The following is a 17,039-nucleotide window of genomic DNA, read 5'->3' as shown; positions in this document are numbered from 1 at the left end:
AATTCACAACTACCCTTGAAGACAAAGTTCCTTTAGTTTTTTTATGCCATTGCTATCTTAGAAGTTTTACTAACTTCTTTCATAATAGCATGTATATCATCGTCTTTAACTTCTTTTTGCCTATCTGCTGTTTCTAAGAAAGCATCATAAGCTACATCTAATTGTACTTTAGTTAATTCGTAACCAATCTTTTTTGATCTGTAAGCTAAAGCTGCTCTACCACTTCTTGCTGTTAAAACAATAGCACTTTCTGTAACACCAACATCTTCAGGATCCATAATTTCGTATGTTTCTCTGTTTTTAATGACTCCATCTTGATGAATACCAGAACTGTGAGCAAAAGCATTTGCACCAACAATTGCTTTATTTGGTTGCACAGGCATCCCCATACTTTCACGAACCATAATACTTGTATCATACAATAGTTTTGTATTGATACTTGTTTCTAAGTTTAAATATGGATGTTGTTTTAACACCATAACTACTTCTTCTAAAGCTGTATTACCAGCTCTTTCACCAATTCCATTAATTGTACACTCAATTTGACGAGCTCCATTAATTACACCAGCAATTGAATTTGCAGTTGCCATTCCTAAATCATTATGACAATGACAAGAAAGAATTACATTTTCTATACCTTTTACGTTTTCACGTAAATATTTCATTTTTGCTCCATATTCTTCAGGTAAACAATACCCTGTTGTATCTGGAATATTTAATACAGTTGCACCTGCTTTTATAACAGCTTCACAAACTCTTGCTAAATACTCATTATCTGTTCTACCTGCATCTTCTGCATAAAACTCTACATCTTCTACAAAAGATTTTGAATAAGTAACTGCTTTTACAGCACGTTCTATTACTTCTTCTCTAGATGAATTAAATTTAAATTTTATATGAGAATCACTTGTACCAATACCAGTGTGAATTCTTGGATATTTTGCATATTTTAAAGCTTCGGCAGCAACTTTAATATCATTTTCTACAGCTCTAGTTAAACCACAAACTGTTGCGTTTTTTACAATTTTTGAGATTTGAGTAACTGAATTAAAATCTCCTGGGCTCGAAACCGGAAAACCTGCTTCTATTACATTTACACCCAATAAATCTAATCTTTCCGCAATTACTAATTTCTGAGCTGTATCTAACTTACATCCAGGAACTTGCTCCCCATCTCTTAATGTCGTGTCAAAAATTTGAACTTTGTTATCTTGCATAATTTCTGTAAAGATTATCTTATTTAATCTCAAATGTATATATAGAGATTAAAATAAATAGTTATTTTTACAGAACTGTACGATTTCTAATATCATTTACAAAATCATAACAGATTAAACCTCAGTTTTTTATGAGCAAAAGTGTTACATCAGCCAATCAACAAAATGATGCTCTTTTTGTTTTGATTAAGTCTTTAACTAAATCAGAAAAGAGACAATTTAATTTATACGTAGGTAGATTAGGTGGAAACATCGATGCCAAATTTTTCTCATTATTCAAATTTTTAGAAAAGCTAAAAGTATATGATGAAAAGGTAATTATTGGAAGTGGAATTGTTTCTAAACAGCAACTTTCTAACCTAAAAGCTCATTTATACAAACAAATTTTAATTAGTTTACGTTTGAATCCTGCACACAAAAATGTACGAATTCAAATTAGAGAACAATTAGATTTTGCAACTGTTTTATATCAAAAAGGATTATACAAACAGAGTTTAAAATTATTAGAAAAAGCCAAAAACATGGCTTTAGATAATGAAGAAAAAAATATTGCCTACGAAATAGTTGAACTCGAAAAAGTAATAGAAACACAATATATTACAAGAAGTTTAAGTACGAGAGCAAATCAACTCTCTATTCAAGCAAAAGAATTAAGTCAAGATAATGTTATTGCGAGTAAGCTATCTAATTTATCTCTTCAATTATATAGCCATCTAATACAGAACGGTTATGTAAAAAATAAAGAGGAGCTAAAGTTTGTTGATAAGTACTTTAGTGATAGAATGCCAAAATACGATTATCAAACCTTAGGTTTTAGAGAAAAATTATGGCTTTTTAAGGCACATTTATGGCACAGTTTTTTAGTGCAAGATTTTTTGTTGAGTTACAAATATGCTAAAAAATGTGTAGATTTATTTGATAACCAAAAACTAATAAACGTACATCCAGTTTTCTATTTAAAATCTAAAAATTACCTTTTAGAAGCCTCTTTTTTAGTGAAAAAAGTTTCTACTTTTAAAAAAGAATTGACTCTTTTTGAGCACGAAATAGATCAGAAATCAATACCAATGAATACCAATACAGAATTATTGATATTCTTGTATTTTTATTCTAATAAGTTACACCTTCACTTCTTAGAAGGTTCCTTTGAAAAAGGTGAATATTTGGTTGATATTATCAATAATAAGATTGATAAATATAAAAACAGACTCGATAATCACTATATCGTTTTACTATACTATAAGATAGCTTGTCTGTATTTCGGAATGGGTAAAAACAAATTATGCATTACCTATTTGCAAAAAATAATTCGATCTAAAAACATCGGTTCTGCTGAAGATTTACAATGTTTTGCACGTATTTTAAATTTGATTGCACATTATGAATGTGGTTTAGATTATGATTTAGAAAGACAATTTGTAGACACTTACAAGTTTTTATTGAAAATGGAAAACCTACAAGAAGTTCAGAAGGTTTTCTTAGCTTCTATTAGAGATTTGAGTGATGTTTTTCCACATGAAATTAAAAATGAATTCAAGAAGATTCATTCAAAGCTGAAAAAGTTTGAAAATCATCCTTATGAAAAAAGGGCGTTCTTATATTTAGACATTTTATCGTGGTTAGAAAGCAAGATTCAAAATAAACCTATTGCTTTAATTATTAAAGAAAAAACAAATCAACTCACTAAATAGTAGCAAAATAACATTTGAAATAGCCGTTTTCTAACAATACTGTATAAATTACTTAAAAAAAGGAAATAATCTCTACTGAAAGGCTAAAAATTAAATAATACTCCTATTTTTGCTATGTGAATTTATCTAATACACATACTAACTCTTCAAAAACTACAAATGTAGTTTGTATTTCTATGCGCACAATTATTAGCACATCTACAACAATTACCCTTTAGGGGTTCTGCTAAATTCATATCATCATAGGTTATATATTGTTTCGAACAACAGCGAAGCAAACTCAATAAAAAATTAAATTACACTAACTATTCATTCAAAATGAAAGTATTAAAATTTGGCGGCTCATCTGTCGCAACTTCAGAAAACATACAAAAAGTCTTAGCAATTGTTGAGGCAGCTTCTAAAAAACAAAAAATCGCAGTCGTAGTTTCTGCTTTCGGAAAAACGACAAATAATTTACTGGCAGGTGCTAATGAAGCTTTAGAAGACATTATCTCAGCTAAAAAAATCTTAGATGCAATTAAAGATTTGCACTTTGACATAATTGAAGATTTAATTACAAAAAACTTAAAAGAAGTTGATAAAGAGGTTGCTTATCTTTTTGATAGATTAGAATCAATTTATTCAGGTATCTTTTTATTACAAGAGTTATCTGACAAAACATTAGCAAAAGTTTCTAGCTTTGGCGAAAGACTTTCATCATATATCATTGCAAATGCTGCAAAAGAGTTATTTGATGCGAATCATAAAGAAAGTAGAGATTTAGTAATTACAAATGACGAGTACTTAAATGCTCAAGTTAACTTTAAAGTTACTAATAAAAATATAGCTTCATTTTTTGAAGAAAACAAACATCAAGTTACTGTATTAGGTGGATTTATTTCTTCAAATGTATTTGAAGAAACTACAACATTAGGTAGAGGTGGATCTGATTTTACAGCCTCAATTTATGCTGCTGCTTTAAATGCTGATGAATTACAAATCTGGACAGACGTTAGCGGAATGTATACTGCAAATCCTAGAGTTGTAAAACAAGCGTATCCTATTTCAGAAATTTCTTATGAAGAAGCAATGGAATTGTCTCATTTTGGTGCAAAAGTTTTGTATCCTCCAACAATTCAGCCTGCATTAAGAAAAGAAATTGCGATTAGAATTAAAAATACTTTTGACCCAGAAAGCGTTGGAACTTTAATTTGTAAGAACCCTGAAAACGGAAATGAAGTTAAAGGAATTTCTCATATAGAAGATATTAGCTTAATTACTTTAGAAGGTGGTGGAATGATTGGAATTCCTGGATTCTCTAAACGTTTGTTTGAAACACTTTCTGTAGCAAAAATAAATGTTGTTTTTATTACACAAGCTTCTTCTGAACATTCAATTTGTGTCGGTGTTTATGAAGACGATGCTGCAAAAGCTAAAGATCTTCTAGACGAAACTTTTAGCATAGAAATAGACAAGAAAAAAATAAAGCCAATCATTGTAGAAAAAGAATTGGCAATTATTGCTGTTGTTGGCGAGAGCATGAAAAATTACCAAGGTTTAAGCGGACAAATGTTTAGCGCCTTAGGAAGAAATAATGTAAATGTTAGAGCAATTGCACAAGGTTCATCAGAAAAGAATATTTCTGCTGTCATCAATAAATACGATGCAAAAAAAGCTTTAAATATTTTACACGAGCAATTCTTTGAAGAAAGAAAAAAACAATTAAATTTATTTGTAACTGGTGTTGGTAATGTTGGAGAACGCTTTTTAGCGCAATTACAACAGCAAAAAGATTTCTTAAAAGAAAACTTAAAATTAAATATTAGAGTTATTGGAATTGCTAATTCTAGAAAAATGGCTTTTAATGATAATGGTATCGATTTAGATAACTGGAAAGAAGCATTAGAAAACGGAGAGCCAACAACTTTAGATAGTTTTCATAAAAAAGTAAAAGAATCTAACCATAGAAATAGTGTTTTTGTAGATAACACAGCAAACCAACAAGTTTCTGAAATCTATGAAAAATATTTAAGAGATAGTATTTCTGTAGTGACTTGTAATAAAATTGCTTGTGCTTCTAGCTTTGATAATTACAAAACCTTAAAAGAAGTTTCAAGAAAATACAATGCATCTTTCTTATTTGAAACAAATGTTGGTGCAGGTTTACCAATTATAGATACTCTTAAAAATTTAATCAATTCTGGAGATAGAGTTCAAAAAATTCAGGCAGTTTTATCTGGAAGTTTAAATTTTGTTTTCAATAACTTTAATGAGAGTTCAACTTTTCATGATGTTGTTGCAGCTGCTCAAAAAGAAGGATATACAGAACCAGATCCTAAAATTGATTTAAGCGGAGTTGATGTTGCTCGTAAAATTTTAATTTTAGCTAGAGAAAGTGGTTATCAATTAGAATTAGAAGACATCGAAAACAATGCTTTTTTACCTGAAGACAGTTTAAAAACTGATAATAATGACGATTTTTACACTTCACTTACTAAGAATGAAGGGCATTTTCAAAACATTTTTAAAGAAGCAAATGACAAAGATTGTCGCTTAAAATATGTTGCAGAATTTGTTGACGGAAAAGCGAATGTTGGTTTACAACACATTCCTTCTGATCATCCTTTTTATAATTTAGAAGGAAGTGATAATATTGTATTATTTTTCACAGACAGATATCCAGAAAATCCTTTAATCATAAAAGGTGCTGGTGCTGGTGCAGATGTTACTGCTTCTGGTATTTTTGCTGATGTAATTAGAATTGCGAATCAATAAGTTTTCAGTTAGCAGTAGCAGTTTTCAGTAATCAACTTACTGAAAATTATTTCTGAAATTGATAAACTAAAAAAATAAATAAAATGAGTATTTAGTTTTCAGTTAACAACTGACTGCAAACTGAAACTGAATACTGCAAACTGAAATTATGAATTATTTAAAAATATTTGCTCCTGCAACTGTTGCTAATGTTTCTTGCGGATTCGATTCTCTAGGTTTTGCCGTTGATGCAATTGGAGATGAAATGACGTTTACCAAGACAACGGAAAAAGGTGTTAAAATAACAAATATCACAGGTGCAGATTTAACATACAATGTTGATAAAAATGCTGCAAGTGCTGTTGTTAAAAAAGTTTTGAATGAAGCAAATGCCGATTTCGGAATTGAATTAACAATTCATAAAGGTTTTTCCCCAGGAAGTGGATTAGGTAGTTCTGCTGCAAGTGCTGCTGGAGCTGCTTTTGGCGCAAATCAATTATTAGGAAATATGTATTCTGATTTAGAGTTGACAAAATTCGCTATGTTTGGTGAAGAAGTTGCTTGTGGAACTCCAATTGCAGATAATGTTTCTGCAGCTATTTATGGAGGTTTCGTTTTAGTGAGAAGCTACAATCCTTTAGAAATTATAAAACTACCAGTTCCTAGTGAATTGAGAGTTGTTGCGATTCATCCACAAATAGAAGTAAAAACAAAAGACGCTAGAGATGTTTTACCTACAGAAATTGCGTTAAAAGACGCAGTTACGCAATGGGCAAATGTTGGTGGTTTAATTAGCGGTTTATATACTGATAATTACAATTTAATCAGTAATTCTTTAGTCGATATTGTTGTTGAACCTCATAGAAAAAAATTAATTCCATTTTTTGACGATGTTAAAAATAGCGCAACAAAAGCAGGTGCTTTAGGAGCTGGAATTAGTGGTTCTGGTCCAACAATTTTTGCTTTATGTAAAGGTGATGAAGTTGCAGAAAACGTTTACAAAAGCATAGAAGAAAGTTATAAAAATACTGGAATTAAATTTGAGATGTTTATTTCAAAAGTGAATCCAGAAGGAATAAAAATATTAGAATAATCGTCATTACGAAGGAAGAATGACTGAAGTAATCTCTTTCTAACAAATAGATTGCTTCGTTTCTCTCGCAATGACAGACAAAATCAAAAAAAAAATGAACTATTACAGTTTACATCATAAATCACCAATTTCAACTTTTAAAAACGCAGTTGTTCAAGGTTTAGCAAAAGATAGAGGAATCTATTTTCCTGATAATATCACGAAACTTTCAAAAGATTTTATTGAAAACATTTCTGATTATTCGAATCACGAAATTGCTTACAAAGTAATAAAACAATTTGTAGGTGATGAAATTCCTGCTGAAAAATTAAAAGACATTGTTGCAAAAACGGTTTCTTTCGATTTCCCTTTAGTAAAGGTTGATGATAATATTGCTTCTCTAGAATTGTTTCACGGACCAACAATGGCTTTTAAAGATGTTGGCGCTAAATTTATGGCACAATGTTTAGAGTATTTCAATAAAGATAGTGATGATGAAGTTACTGTTTTAGTAGCAACTTCTGGAGATACAGGAGGCGCAGTTGCAAATGGCTTTTTAGGAGCAAAAGGCGTAAATGTTGTTATTTTATATCCTTCAGGAAAAGTAAGTGATATTCAAGAAAAACAATTAACAACTTTAGGTCAGAATATTACTGCACTAGAAGTAGATGGCGTTTTTGATGATTGTCAAGAAATGGTGAAAACAGCTTTTTTAGATGAAGAAATCACAAAAACATTAACCTCAGCAAACTCTATAAATGTTGCACGTTGGTTACCACAAATGTTTTACTTTTTCTTCGCTTATAAAGAATTACACAAAAAACATAAAGATTTAATTTTTTCTGTACCAAGTGGAAACTTCGGAAATATTTGTGCAGGAATTATGGCACAAAAATTAGGTTTACCTATTAAACACTTTGTAGCATCTACAAATGTGAATGATACGGTTCCTAATTATTTAGTTGACGGAGTTTACAAACCAAAACCATCTAAAGCTACTATTTCTAACGCTATGGATGTTGGTAACCCAAGTAACTTTATTAGAATACAAGAATTGTTTAATAATGATTTAGAAGCTCTTAAAAGCGCTTTTTCTTCGTATAGTTTTTCTGATGATGAAACTCGAGAAACAATGAAAAAAATCTACAACAATTCTGGTTATGTTGCAGATCCTCATGGTGCTGTTGGTTATTTAGGTTTAAAAAAGCACGGATTAAAAGAAAACGAATTTGGTGTTTTTCTTGAAACTGCGCATCCAGTGAAGTTCTTAGATGTTGTTGAAGAAACTTTACCTGTTAAAGTAGAAATTCCAGAACAAATTAAAAAAGTAATAAATAATACTAAAGTGGCTATAAAAGCTTCAACTTATGAAGATTTGAAAGCTTATTTAATGAAATAATCAAATACGTTATTTCTATAAAAGTAAAAAAGTCCTAACAAATTAAATTTGTTAGGACTTTTTTGTTGGCCTACAAGGACTCGAACCTTGAATGTCGGTACCAAAAACCGGTGTGTTACCAATTACACCATAGGCCAATGCGCTAATGCGGGTGCAAATTTAATCCATTTTATAGAACTTGCAAACATTTTTTAATATTTTTTCAATTTAACAAACATTTATGATGAATTTGTCACGTATAAAAACAGTTCTCAACTAATTTTATTCATATTTATTAGTAAATTCGCCACACATTATCAAACAACTATGACATCAGCAAACTTTAAAAAATGGAACATCATCTTAGGATGGGCTACATTTGCCATTGCTTTAATAACATATTCCTTAACATTAGAGCCAACTGTGAGTGCTTGGGATTGTGGAGAATATATTTCTACCTCTGTTAAACTAGAAGTAGGACACCCTCCAGGAGCACCTTTATTTCAAATGTTAGGAGCATTTTTCGCAATGTTTACCTCAAGTTTAGATCAAATTGCTAAAATGGTAAACTTTATGTCTGCTTTAGCAAGTGCGTTCACCATTTTATTTATGTTTTGGACGATTACGAATCTATCTAAAAAACTAGCTTTAAAAACAGGTGGGTTTTCCGAAGGAAAATACATTGCAATTTTAGGTAGTTCTATTGTAGGTTCTTTAGCGTATACATTTTCTGATAGTTTTTGGTTTAGCGCTGTAGAAGGTGAAGTGTACGCAATGTCATCATTTTTAATGGCTTTATTATTTTGGCTAGGTTTAAAGTGGGAAAGCGAAATACATACTGCTAGAGGTAACAAATGGTTAATTTTAATCAGTTTTGTAGTAGGTTTATCATTCGGAGTACACATTCTTTCGTTATTGGTTATACCAGCAATTGTAATGCTGTATTTCTTTAAAACGTATAAAGAAATCAATTTAAAAACCACTGCAATTGCAACCGTAATTTCTGTCGTTGTTTTAATGTTTGTCTTTAAATTTTTATTTCCTTTTACATTGAAGTTCTTTAGTGCATCAGAATTGTTCTTTATCAATTCAATTGGAATGCCTTATAACTCTGGATCTATTATTGCTGCACTTATTTTAGTCGCTTTATTCTATTTCGGATTAAACTTTACACGCAAAAAAAACAAAGTACATACAAATACATTAATTCTTTCTGTATTATTTATTATGATTGGTTTTTCATCTTGGATGATGTTACCAATTAGAGCAAATGCAAATACTACAATTAATGAAAACGATCCTTCAAGTGCAAGAGAATTATTAGCATATTATGAACGTGAGCAATATGGAGATGCTAATGTTTTTTATGACACATATTACTCTAATTCTTATGAAAGAGAACAGGATGCAAATAAACCTTACAAGGATGACAAACCTAAGTATGAGAAAAGAAATGGCAAGTACGAAATTGTAAATAATTACGAAGGCGTTATACCTAATTATTCTGATAAACATAAAGGTTTTATACCAAGAATGGTAAACTCTGCTTCAGAGAAAATGTACAAATCTATTGCTGGTATTCCACAAAATAGCAAACGTAGACCTACATTTGGAGAGAATATAAAGTTTATGATGAGCTATCAATTTGGCTACATGTATGGACGTTATTTTATGTGGAATTTTGTTGGAAGACAAAATGATATACAAGGAAACTTAGATATTTTCAATGGAAATTGGATTAGCGGAATTGATGCTCTTGATGAAATAAGAATAGGTTCTCAGAAAGATTTACCTTCTCAAGTTTTAAATAATAAAGGAAGAAACAAATACTACTTCTTACCTTTAATTTTAGGAATCATTGGCTTGTTATTCCAAATAAAATGGGACAAAGAAAATTTCTTTACACTATTTTTATTCTTTGCTTTTACAGGTTTTGCTATTATTTTTTACACAAACCCTAGACCATTTGAGCCTAGAGAAAGAGATTACGCAATTGTAGGAAGTTTCTACATTTTTGCAATTTGGATTGGCTTAGGAGTATTTGCTTTGTATGAATACTTAAAAAACTTTGCAAACAAAAAAACAGTTGCAATTGCAGTTTCTGTTGTTTCACTTTTAGCAGTACCAACATTAATGGCTTCACAAAACTGGGATGATCATGATCGTTCTAACAGATACACAACACATTTAAATGCGCAAGCTTATTTAGAAAGTTGTGACGAAAATGCAATTATGTTTACCATTGGAGATAACGATACGTTCCCACTTTGGTACATGCAAGAAGTAGAGAATATTAGAACTGATATTAAATTAGTAAATACGTCACTTTTTGCTACAGATTGGTATATTGACCAAATGAAGCGTGCAACTTATGAAGCACCTCCTATTCCATCACAACTAGAACACGATCAATATAAATATGGAACGTTAGATGTTGCATATTCTTTAGAGCATCCTCGTTTTAAAGATTCTGTGATGACCATTAAAAACTTTATGCGTTGGATTGCTTCTGATAGTGACGCTACGTATGTTGAAACTGAAAATAATTCTAAAGAAAAATTTTATCCAACAAATAGAATTAGAATTCCTGTTAACAAACAAAAAGTGTTAGCAAACGGAATTGTAGCTCAAAAAGATGCAGATAAAATTCTACCTTATATTGATATTACTATTGATGATAGAGCCTTATTTAAAAACCGTATTTTAATGTTAGATATTCTTGCCAATAACGATTGGGAAAGACCTATCTACTTTACTGGTGGCGCAAATGCGGATGAAGAATATATCTGGTTAAAAGATTATTTACAATTAGATGGTTTAGCTTATAAATTGGTACCTATTAAAACACCAATGGCTAAAAAGAGTTTGTTTGACATGGGAAGAATTGACCCAGAGAAAATGTATGCAAATATTCAAAAATGGAATTGGAGAAACATTAATGATGGTAAAATCTATTTAGACGAACAAACTAAAAGAAATTCAATTTCTATGCGTAATAGTTTAATGCGATTATCTGAAGCTTTTGCTAAAAAAGGAGATACTTTAAAAGCAATTGAAGTCTTAGATTTAAGTTTAGATAAAATGCCAATTCAAGATTTTGATCATTATAGCTTATCTTTGGGATATCCAGAAATGTATTTAAAGTTGGGTAATGTAGAAAAAGGAAGACAAACCGTAGAAACTTTAATTACTTTGTTTAAAGAAAAAGCAATTTGGTTGAGTACTTTTTCTGAACAAGACACAGATTTAATTTTTGATGAAATTGATACAACTTTATACATGTACAGAAACATTATTGGTCAAGTTGAAAAAGAAGGAAAAGACGACAAATATTTAAGTAAATTACAAAATGAATTTATTGAAATTGTAAAGCTTTTTAGGCACTTAATGCCAGATGAAGAATAAGTTTTAAATGAAACAATATTTCCCCAGAACGCCACGTTTTATAATGAGATTCTTCTCAAAATATACGTGGCGTTTTCCATCTAATAAAAAAGAAATTTTTCTCACTTTTGATGATGGACCCACTCCAGAAATTACCGAATTTGTTTTATCTGAATTAAAAAAACACCACGCAAAAGCTACTTTTTTTTGTATTGGAAAGAACATAAAAAATCATCCTGAAATATTTAAGAAAATTATTTCTGATGGTCATTCTATAGGAAACCACACACAAAACCATTTAAAGGGCTGGAAAACGAACACTGAAGATTATATTGATAATATTTTAGAGTGCAACAAAACAATTACACAATTCAACGATTCAACAATTAAACAGCAATTGTTTAGACCTCCTTATGGAAAAATCAAAAAATCGCAGGCAAAAGAGTTACTAAAAAGAGATTACAAGATTATTATGTGGGATGTTTTATCTGCTGATTTTGATATTACAATTTCTAAAGAAAAGTGTTTACAAAATGTACAGGAGAATACTAAAGAAGGAAGTATTATTGTTTTTCATGATAGTGTAAAAGCTGCTGAAAGAATGGAATATGCGCTTCCAAAAGTTTTAAAAACCTTTTCTGATAAGGGGTTTGTTTTTAAAGGAATTTAATGTTTTTTATTCTTGAGGACTTAGAAATTCACCCTCTCCTTTTTTATTATTAATTGACTTACTATGGATTCCTGTTTTCACAGGGATGACAAATAGTTTCTAAATAATAATTTGATATTACATTCAGAGATTGCTTCGTTTCTCGCAATGACAAATAGCCAGCAAACAAGTTTAGCCCTGATTGAAACGACATCCTTTTTTATTTTTCATAAAAAAGATATAGTGGAAAGCAGGAAATAGCTTCTAAAATTAAATGTATTGTTGCACCAAACCGATTAAAGTATTTGCATCTTGAATACCTGTTTGACGCCATTTCATTTCGCCATTTTTATAAATCATAAAAGTAGGATTTCCTTTGACACGCAAGGCATCTGCGAGTGTTTCGTTCTTTGTAATATCGATCTTAATTACTTTGGCTTTATCACCCAAAGCTGCAGCAACATCTCTTAAAGTGTGTACTGTGTTTTCTGCATCGTTATAATCTGTATAGAAGTCGATTAGAACAGGCTTTTGAGCACTAATTAATTCTCCAAATTTTGCCATAATATAAAGTTTTTAAGGGGGGAAAAACGTATAAACAGTTACTGGTTAAAGAACAAAGATATATAAAAGCATTTAAATAGTCTGATTATCAGGCTTTTTTCAATTCTATAACGGTAATTTCTGGCCAAATACCAACGCGACCAGGAAATGCATGATATCCAAAACCTCGGTTTACATTTATATATCGTCCAAACTCTTCGTACAAACCTGCCCACTGTTTGTAAGCAAATTTCGATGGACTCCATTTAAACCAACCAGGAATTTCGATTCCCATTTGCAAACCATGTGTATGACCACTTAGCGTTAATTGATAATTAAAATCGTCTTTTTTAACGATATGTTCCCAATGACTTGGATCGTGAGACATTAATATTTTAAAATCTTCTTTGTTAATACTGGAAGATGCTTTTTCTAAATCTCCTGCTTGGTTGAATCCTTTTCCCCAATTTTCTACACCAACAAGCGCTATTTTTTGTCCGTCTTTTTCTAAATAACGGTGTTCATCTAATAATAAATCGAAACCTATTTCTTTATGAATGTCTTTTACTCTCTGAAAATTATCAACTTTATCTTGCGGATTTGTCCACTCCATATAATCACCATAATCGTGATTACCAAGAATTGCATACTTACCTTCTTTTGCTTCTAATTGAGAAAAAACATCAATCCAATCATCCATTTCATCTGCTTTATTGTTTACAATATCTCCTGTAAAAAGCATAATGTCTGATTTCTGTTCGTTGATTAAATCAACTCCATATTGTATTTTCTTTTTGTTAGTGAAACTTCCAGAATGAATATCTGAAATTTGAGTAATTGTATATCCATCAAAAGCATCTGGCAAATCTTTAAAACTTAACTGATATTTTAAGACTTTGTAATTGTACTTTCCTTGAATAATTCCATAAATAAATGATGCAAATGGAATTGCCGCTAAAAATAATGCCGACTGAGAAATAAACTTTCTTCTTCCTGCTATTGGTTTTGTTTCTTCGGATGAGATAAAAGAGAATAACTTAAAAATTCCCCTGTAAATATCTTCACCAAACATTGCTATTAGAATAACTAATTTTGGTAATAAGACAGTCAACATTACGCCCATTGCCATTTGAAATTGGGGCGTTTGACCTTGTGTTTTATCGTATGTAATTGCAACGTAAAAGAAGTTTATATATACTACAACACTTATTAGAATCCAAGAATATCTAATTATTTTACTATTTGATACTGTTTTTAATGCTTGAAAAGCATAAAATTCTAAAGCAAGAACAATTACAAATAAAATAGTTAATCGAATAATCCAACGCATACAAAGTAAGTCTTTTAAAGATTTTGACAAATATACCTGTTAAATAATGAATGAATTTTAACGTCTTGTTAAAGTTTTGTACCTTTCTCCGATCTCTAAAAAACACTGTTTTAGAGATCGTTTTAAACTACTAAATCCATAAAATGTCAGATCAAAAAAGAGTTTTTTTAGTTGATGCTTTTGCATTAATTTTTAGAGGATATTATGCTTTTATAAAGAACCCAAGAATTAACAGTAAAGGTTTAGATACTTCTGCAATTATGGGGTTCATGAACTCTTTATTAGATGTAATAAAGCGTGAAAGACCAGATCATTTAGCGGTTTGTTTTGATAAAGGAGGAAGTGTAGACAGAGTAGAAATGTTTGAAACTTATAAGGCTAACAGAGATGAAACTCCAGAAGCTATTAAGTTAGCGATTCCTTACATTCAAGAAATTTTAAAGGCAATGCACATACCAATTATGGTAAAAAATGGTTTTGAAGCTGATGATGTAATTGGAACTTTAGCAAAACAAGCAGAAAAAGAAGGTTACAAAACTTTTATGGTAACGCCAGATAAGGATTTTGCACAATTGGTTTCTGATAATATTTTTATGTACAAACCTCGTTTTGGTGGTGGATATGATATTTGGGGAGTACCAGAAGTACAAGAAAAATTTGGAGTTACAGATCCTTTACAAGTGATTGACTTTTTAGGAATGATGGGAGATGCTGCAGATAATATTCCAGGTTTGCCAGGAGTTGGAGAAAAAACTGCCAAAAAGTTTTTAGCGGCTTATGGTTCTATGGAAAACCTTTTTGAAAATACACATGAGCTAAAAGGTAAAATGAAAGAAAAAGTAGAAGCTTCAAAAGAATTAGGCTTACTTTCTAAAAAATTAGCAACCATAATGTTAGATGTGCCTGTAACTTTTGAGGCAACAGATTTTGAATTAAATCATCCAGATGTAGAAAAGGTTACCGAACTTTTTAATGAGTTAGAATTTAGAAATTTATTAACCAATTTTATTAGAACTTTTAGTGTTGAAAATGCTAAAAAGACAAATTCAGCAGAAAATAAAACAGAAGAAACTTCTAAAGTTGCTGCTAAAAAAGCAGCTCCGATACCTGAAGGACAATTCGATTTATTTGCTGCTCCAGGAACAGGTTCTGTTTCTGAAGAAGCAATTTCATCAGGATTTAAGACTATAAAAGATACCAGTCATTTTTATCAACATATAGATTCGCCTTTATCAAGAAAATTATTTTTACAGAAATTAGCGAGCCAAACTTCTGTTTGTTTTGATACTGAAACTACGGGTTTAAAAGCTTTAGAGGTTGAGTTAATCGGAATTGCATTTTCTTTTGAAGCTGGCAAAGGATATTATGTTTCCTTCCCAGAAGATCAAGAAGAAACAAAAGCTATTTTAGAAGAGTTTAGACCGTTTTTTGAAAGTGATATTGAAAAAGTTGGTCATAATTTAAAGTATGATATCAAAGTTTTATCAAATTATGATATGCCTGTAAAAGGGAAATTGTTTGATACGATGATTGCGCATTATTTGATTAATCCAGATATGCGTCATAATATGGATATCTTGGCAGAAACGTATTTAAATTACCAACCAGTTTCTATTGTAGATTTAATTGGTAAAAAAGGGAAGAACCAACTTTCTATGCGAGATGTTCCTATTGCAGATCAAACAGAATATGCTGTAGAAGATGCAGATATTACGTTTCAATTAAAAGAACACTTTACCAAAGAATTAGAAAGCGGTAATGTTACCAAACTTTTTAATGAAATAGAATTGCCATTAGTTTCTGTTTTAACAGCGATGGAAATTGAAGGAATAAACATCAATATAGATTTCTTAAAAGAATTATCTGTTGCGTTAACGGATGACATCAACAGATTAGAAAAAAACATTTACGAACAAGCAGGAGAAGAATTTAATATTGCTTCACCGAAACAATTAGGAATTGTCTTGTTCGAAAAAATGGAATTGGTAAAGAAACCTAAAAAGACAAAAACGGGTCAATATAAAACAGGTGAAGATATTTTATCTGCTTTAGCAAGAGAGCATAAAATTATTAGAGATATTCAAGAATATCGTCAGTATAAAAAATTATTGAGTACTTATGTAGATGCGTTGCCAAATGAAGTCAACCCAAAAACAGGAAGAATTCATACTCAATACATGCAAGCAGTAGCTGCAACAGGTAGATTGAGTTCTAATAATCCGAATTTACAAAACATACCAATTAGAACAGAACGTGGTAAAGAAGTTCGTAAATCGTTTATTCCAAGAGATGAAAATTACGTTTTATTAGCTGCGGATTATTCGCAAATAGAATTAAGAATTATTGCTGCTTTAAGTGAAGAAGAAAACATGATAGAAGCTTTTAAAAATGGTGAAGATATTCATGCTTCTACCGCTGCAAAAGTTTTTAATGTTCCTTTAGATGAAGTTACTCGTGAGCAAAGAAGTAATGCCAAAACGGTAAACTTCGGAATTGTTTATGGGGTTTCTGCTTTTGGTTTAAGTAATCAAACGGATTTATCTAGAAGTGACGCTAAAGAGTTAATTGATACTTATTACGAAACGTATCCGAAGTTAAAAGCATACATGTCTAAGCAAGTAGATTTTGCTAGAGAACATGGTTATGTAGAAACGGTTTTAAACAGAAGACGTTATCTAAAAGACATCAATTCTAAAAACGGAATGGTTAGAAGTGGCGCTGAAAGAAATGCGGTAAATGCACCAATACAAGGTTCTGCAGCAGATATTATTAAACTAGCAATGATTAATATTCACAATCGTTTTCTAAAAGAAGGTTTTAAATCTAAAATGCTATTACAAGTACATGATGAATTGGTTTTTGACGCGCATAAAGACGAATTAGAAACGATTACACCAATTATAAAATACGAAATGGAAAACGCTTTTAAAATGAGTGTTCCTTTAGATGTTGAAGTTGGAATTGGAGAAAATTGGCTACAAGCTCACTAAAATTAACACTATCACACTGAGCTTGTCGAAGTGTTTTTCTTAAGAATAT

10 protein-coding genes and 1 tRNA gene are annotated in these 17,039 nt (G+C 30.6%); 7 read left to right on the top strand and 4 right to left on the bottom strand.

Features of this window, described 5'->3' with window-relative positions; genetic code table 11:
- Positions 1-41 precede the first annotated feature (41 nt).
- A complete protein-coding gene (locus BTO07_RS13535) occupies positions 42-1,217 on the bottom strand; it encodes a 2-isopropylmalate synthase (protein ID WP_087521736.1) in 1,176 nt (391 codons plus the stop codon).
- Positions 1,218-1,348: 131 nt separating this feature from the next.
- On the opposite strand from BTO07_RS13535, the gene BTO07_RS13530 reads away from it, so the two are divergent.
- The 4 genes from BTO07_RS13530 to thrC all read left to right on the top strand — a co-directional run bounded on the left by BTO07_RS13530 (position 1,349) and on the right by thrC (position 8,115).
- Complete coding sequence (locus BTO07_RS13530) at positions 1,349-2,908, top strand: hypothetical protein (RefSeq protein ID WP_087521735.1); 1,560 nt, start codon at positions 1,349-1,351, stop codon at positions 2,906-2,908.
- 318 nt (positions 2,909-3,226) lie between these two features.
- Positions 3,227-5,665 (top strand): bifunctional aspartate kinase/homoserine dehydrogenase I, encoded by a 2,439-nt coding sequence (gene thrA, locus BTO07_RS13525; RefSeq protein WP_087521734.1) that lies wholly within the window; start codon positions 3,227-3,229, stop codon positions 5,663-5,665.
- 148 nt (positions 5,666-5,813) lie between these two features.
- Positions 5,814-6,737 carry a homoserine kinase gene (locus BTO07_RS13520; RefSeq protein ID WP_087521733.1) on the top strand — a complete coding sequence of 308 codons (924 nt, stop codon included), beginning with the start codon at positions 5,814-5,816 and terminating at the stop codon, positions 6,735-6,737.
- Between the two features lie 94 nt (positions 6,738-6,831).
- Entirely contained in the window at positions 6,832-8,115 is a 1,284-nt protein-coding gene (gene thrC / locus BTO07_RS13515; protein ID WP_087522655.1) for a threonine synthase, read from the top strand.
- Positions 8,116-8,180: 65 nt separating this feature from the next.
- Here the strand turns inward: thrC and BTO07_RS13510 are convergent.
- A tRNA-Gln gene (locus tag BTO07_RS13510) sits at positions 8,181-8,252 on the bottom strand.
- Between the two features lie 169 nt (positions 8,253-8,421).
- Here BTO07_RS13510 and BTO07_RS13505 point away from each other — a divergent pair.
- Together BTO07_RS13505 and BTO07_RS13500 are read left to right on the top strand one after the other, a co-directional pair.
- Entirely contained in the window at positions 8,422-11,499 is a 3,078-nt protein-coding gene (locus tag BTO07_RS13505) for a glycosyltransferase family 117 protein (protein ID WP_087521732.1), read from the top strand.
- A gap of 7 nt (positions 11,500-11,506) precedes the next feature.
- Positions 11,507-12,148 carry a polysaccharide deacetylase family protein gene (locus BTO07_RS13500; RefSeq protein ID WP_087521731.1) on the top strand — a complete coding sequence of 214 codons (642 nt, stop codon included), beginning with the start codon at positions 11,507-11,509 and terminating at the stop codon, positions 12,146-12,148.
- Positions 12,149-12,397: 249 nt separating this feature from the next.
- On the opposite strand, the gene BTO07_RS13495 is transcribed toward BTO07_RS13500, so the two are convergent.
- Together BTO07_RS13495 and BTO07_RS13490 are read right to left on the bottom strand one after the other, a co-directional pair.
- Complete coding sequence (locus BTO07_RS13495; protein ID WP_087521730.1) at positions 12,398-12,691, bottom strand: thioredoxin family protein; 294 nt, start codon at positions 12,689-12,691, stop codon at positions 12,398-12,400.
- Between the two features lie 88 nt (positions 12,692-12,779).
- Positions 12,780-14,000, bottom strand: a complete 1,221-nt coding sequence (locus BTO07_RS13490; RefSeq protein WP_087521729.1) for a metallophosphoesterase — start codon at positions 13,998-14,000, stop codon at positions 12,780-12,782.
- Positions 14,001-14,143: 143 nt separating this feature from the next.
- Between BTO07_RS13490 and polA the strand changes: the two genes are divergently transcribed.
- Positions 14,144-16,990, top strand: a complete 2,847-nt coding sequence (gene polA / locus BTO07_RS13485) for a DNA polymerase I (protein ID WP_087521728.1) — start codon at positions 14,144-14,146, stop codon at positions 16,988-16,990.
- The last annotated feature ends 49 nt before the right edge of the window (positions 16,991-17,039 follow it).

Origin of the sequence: Polaribacter sp. SA4-12, assembly GCF_002163675.1 — a bacterium.
Lineage (GTDB): Bacteria > Bacteroidota > Bacteroidia > Flavobacteriales > Flavobacteriaceae > Polaribacter.
This window is presented reverse-complemented; position numbering and strand designations above follow the sequence as displayed.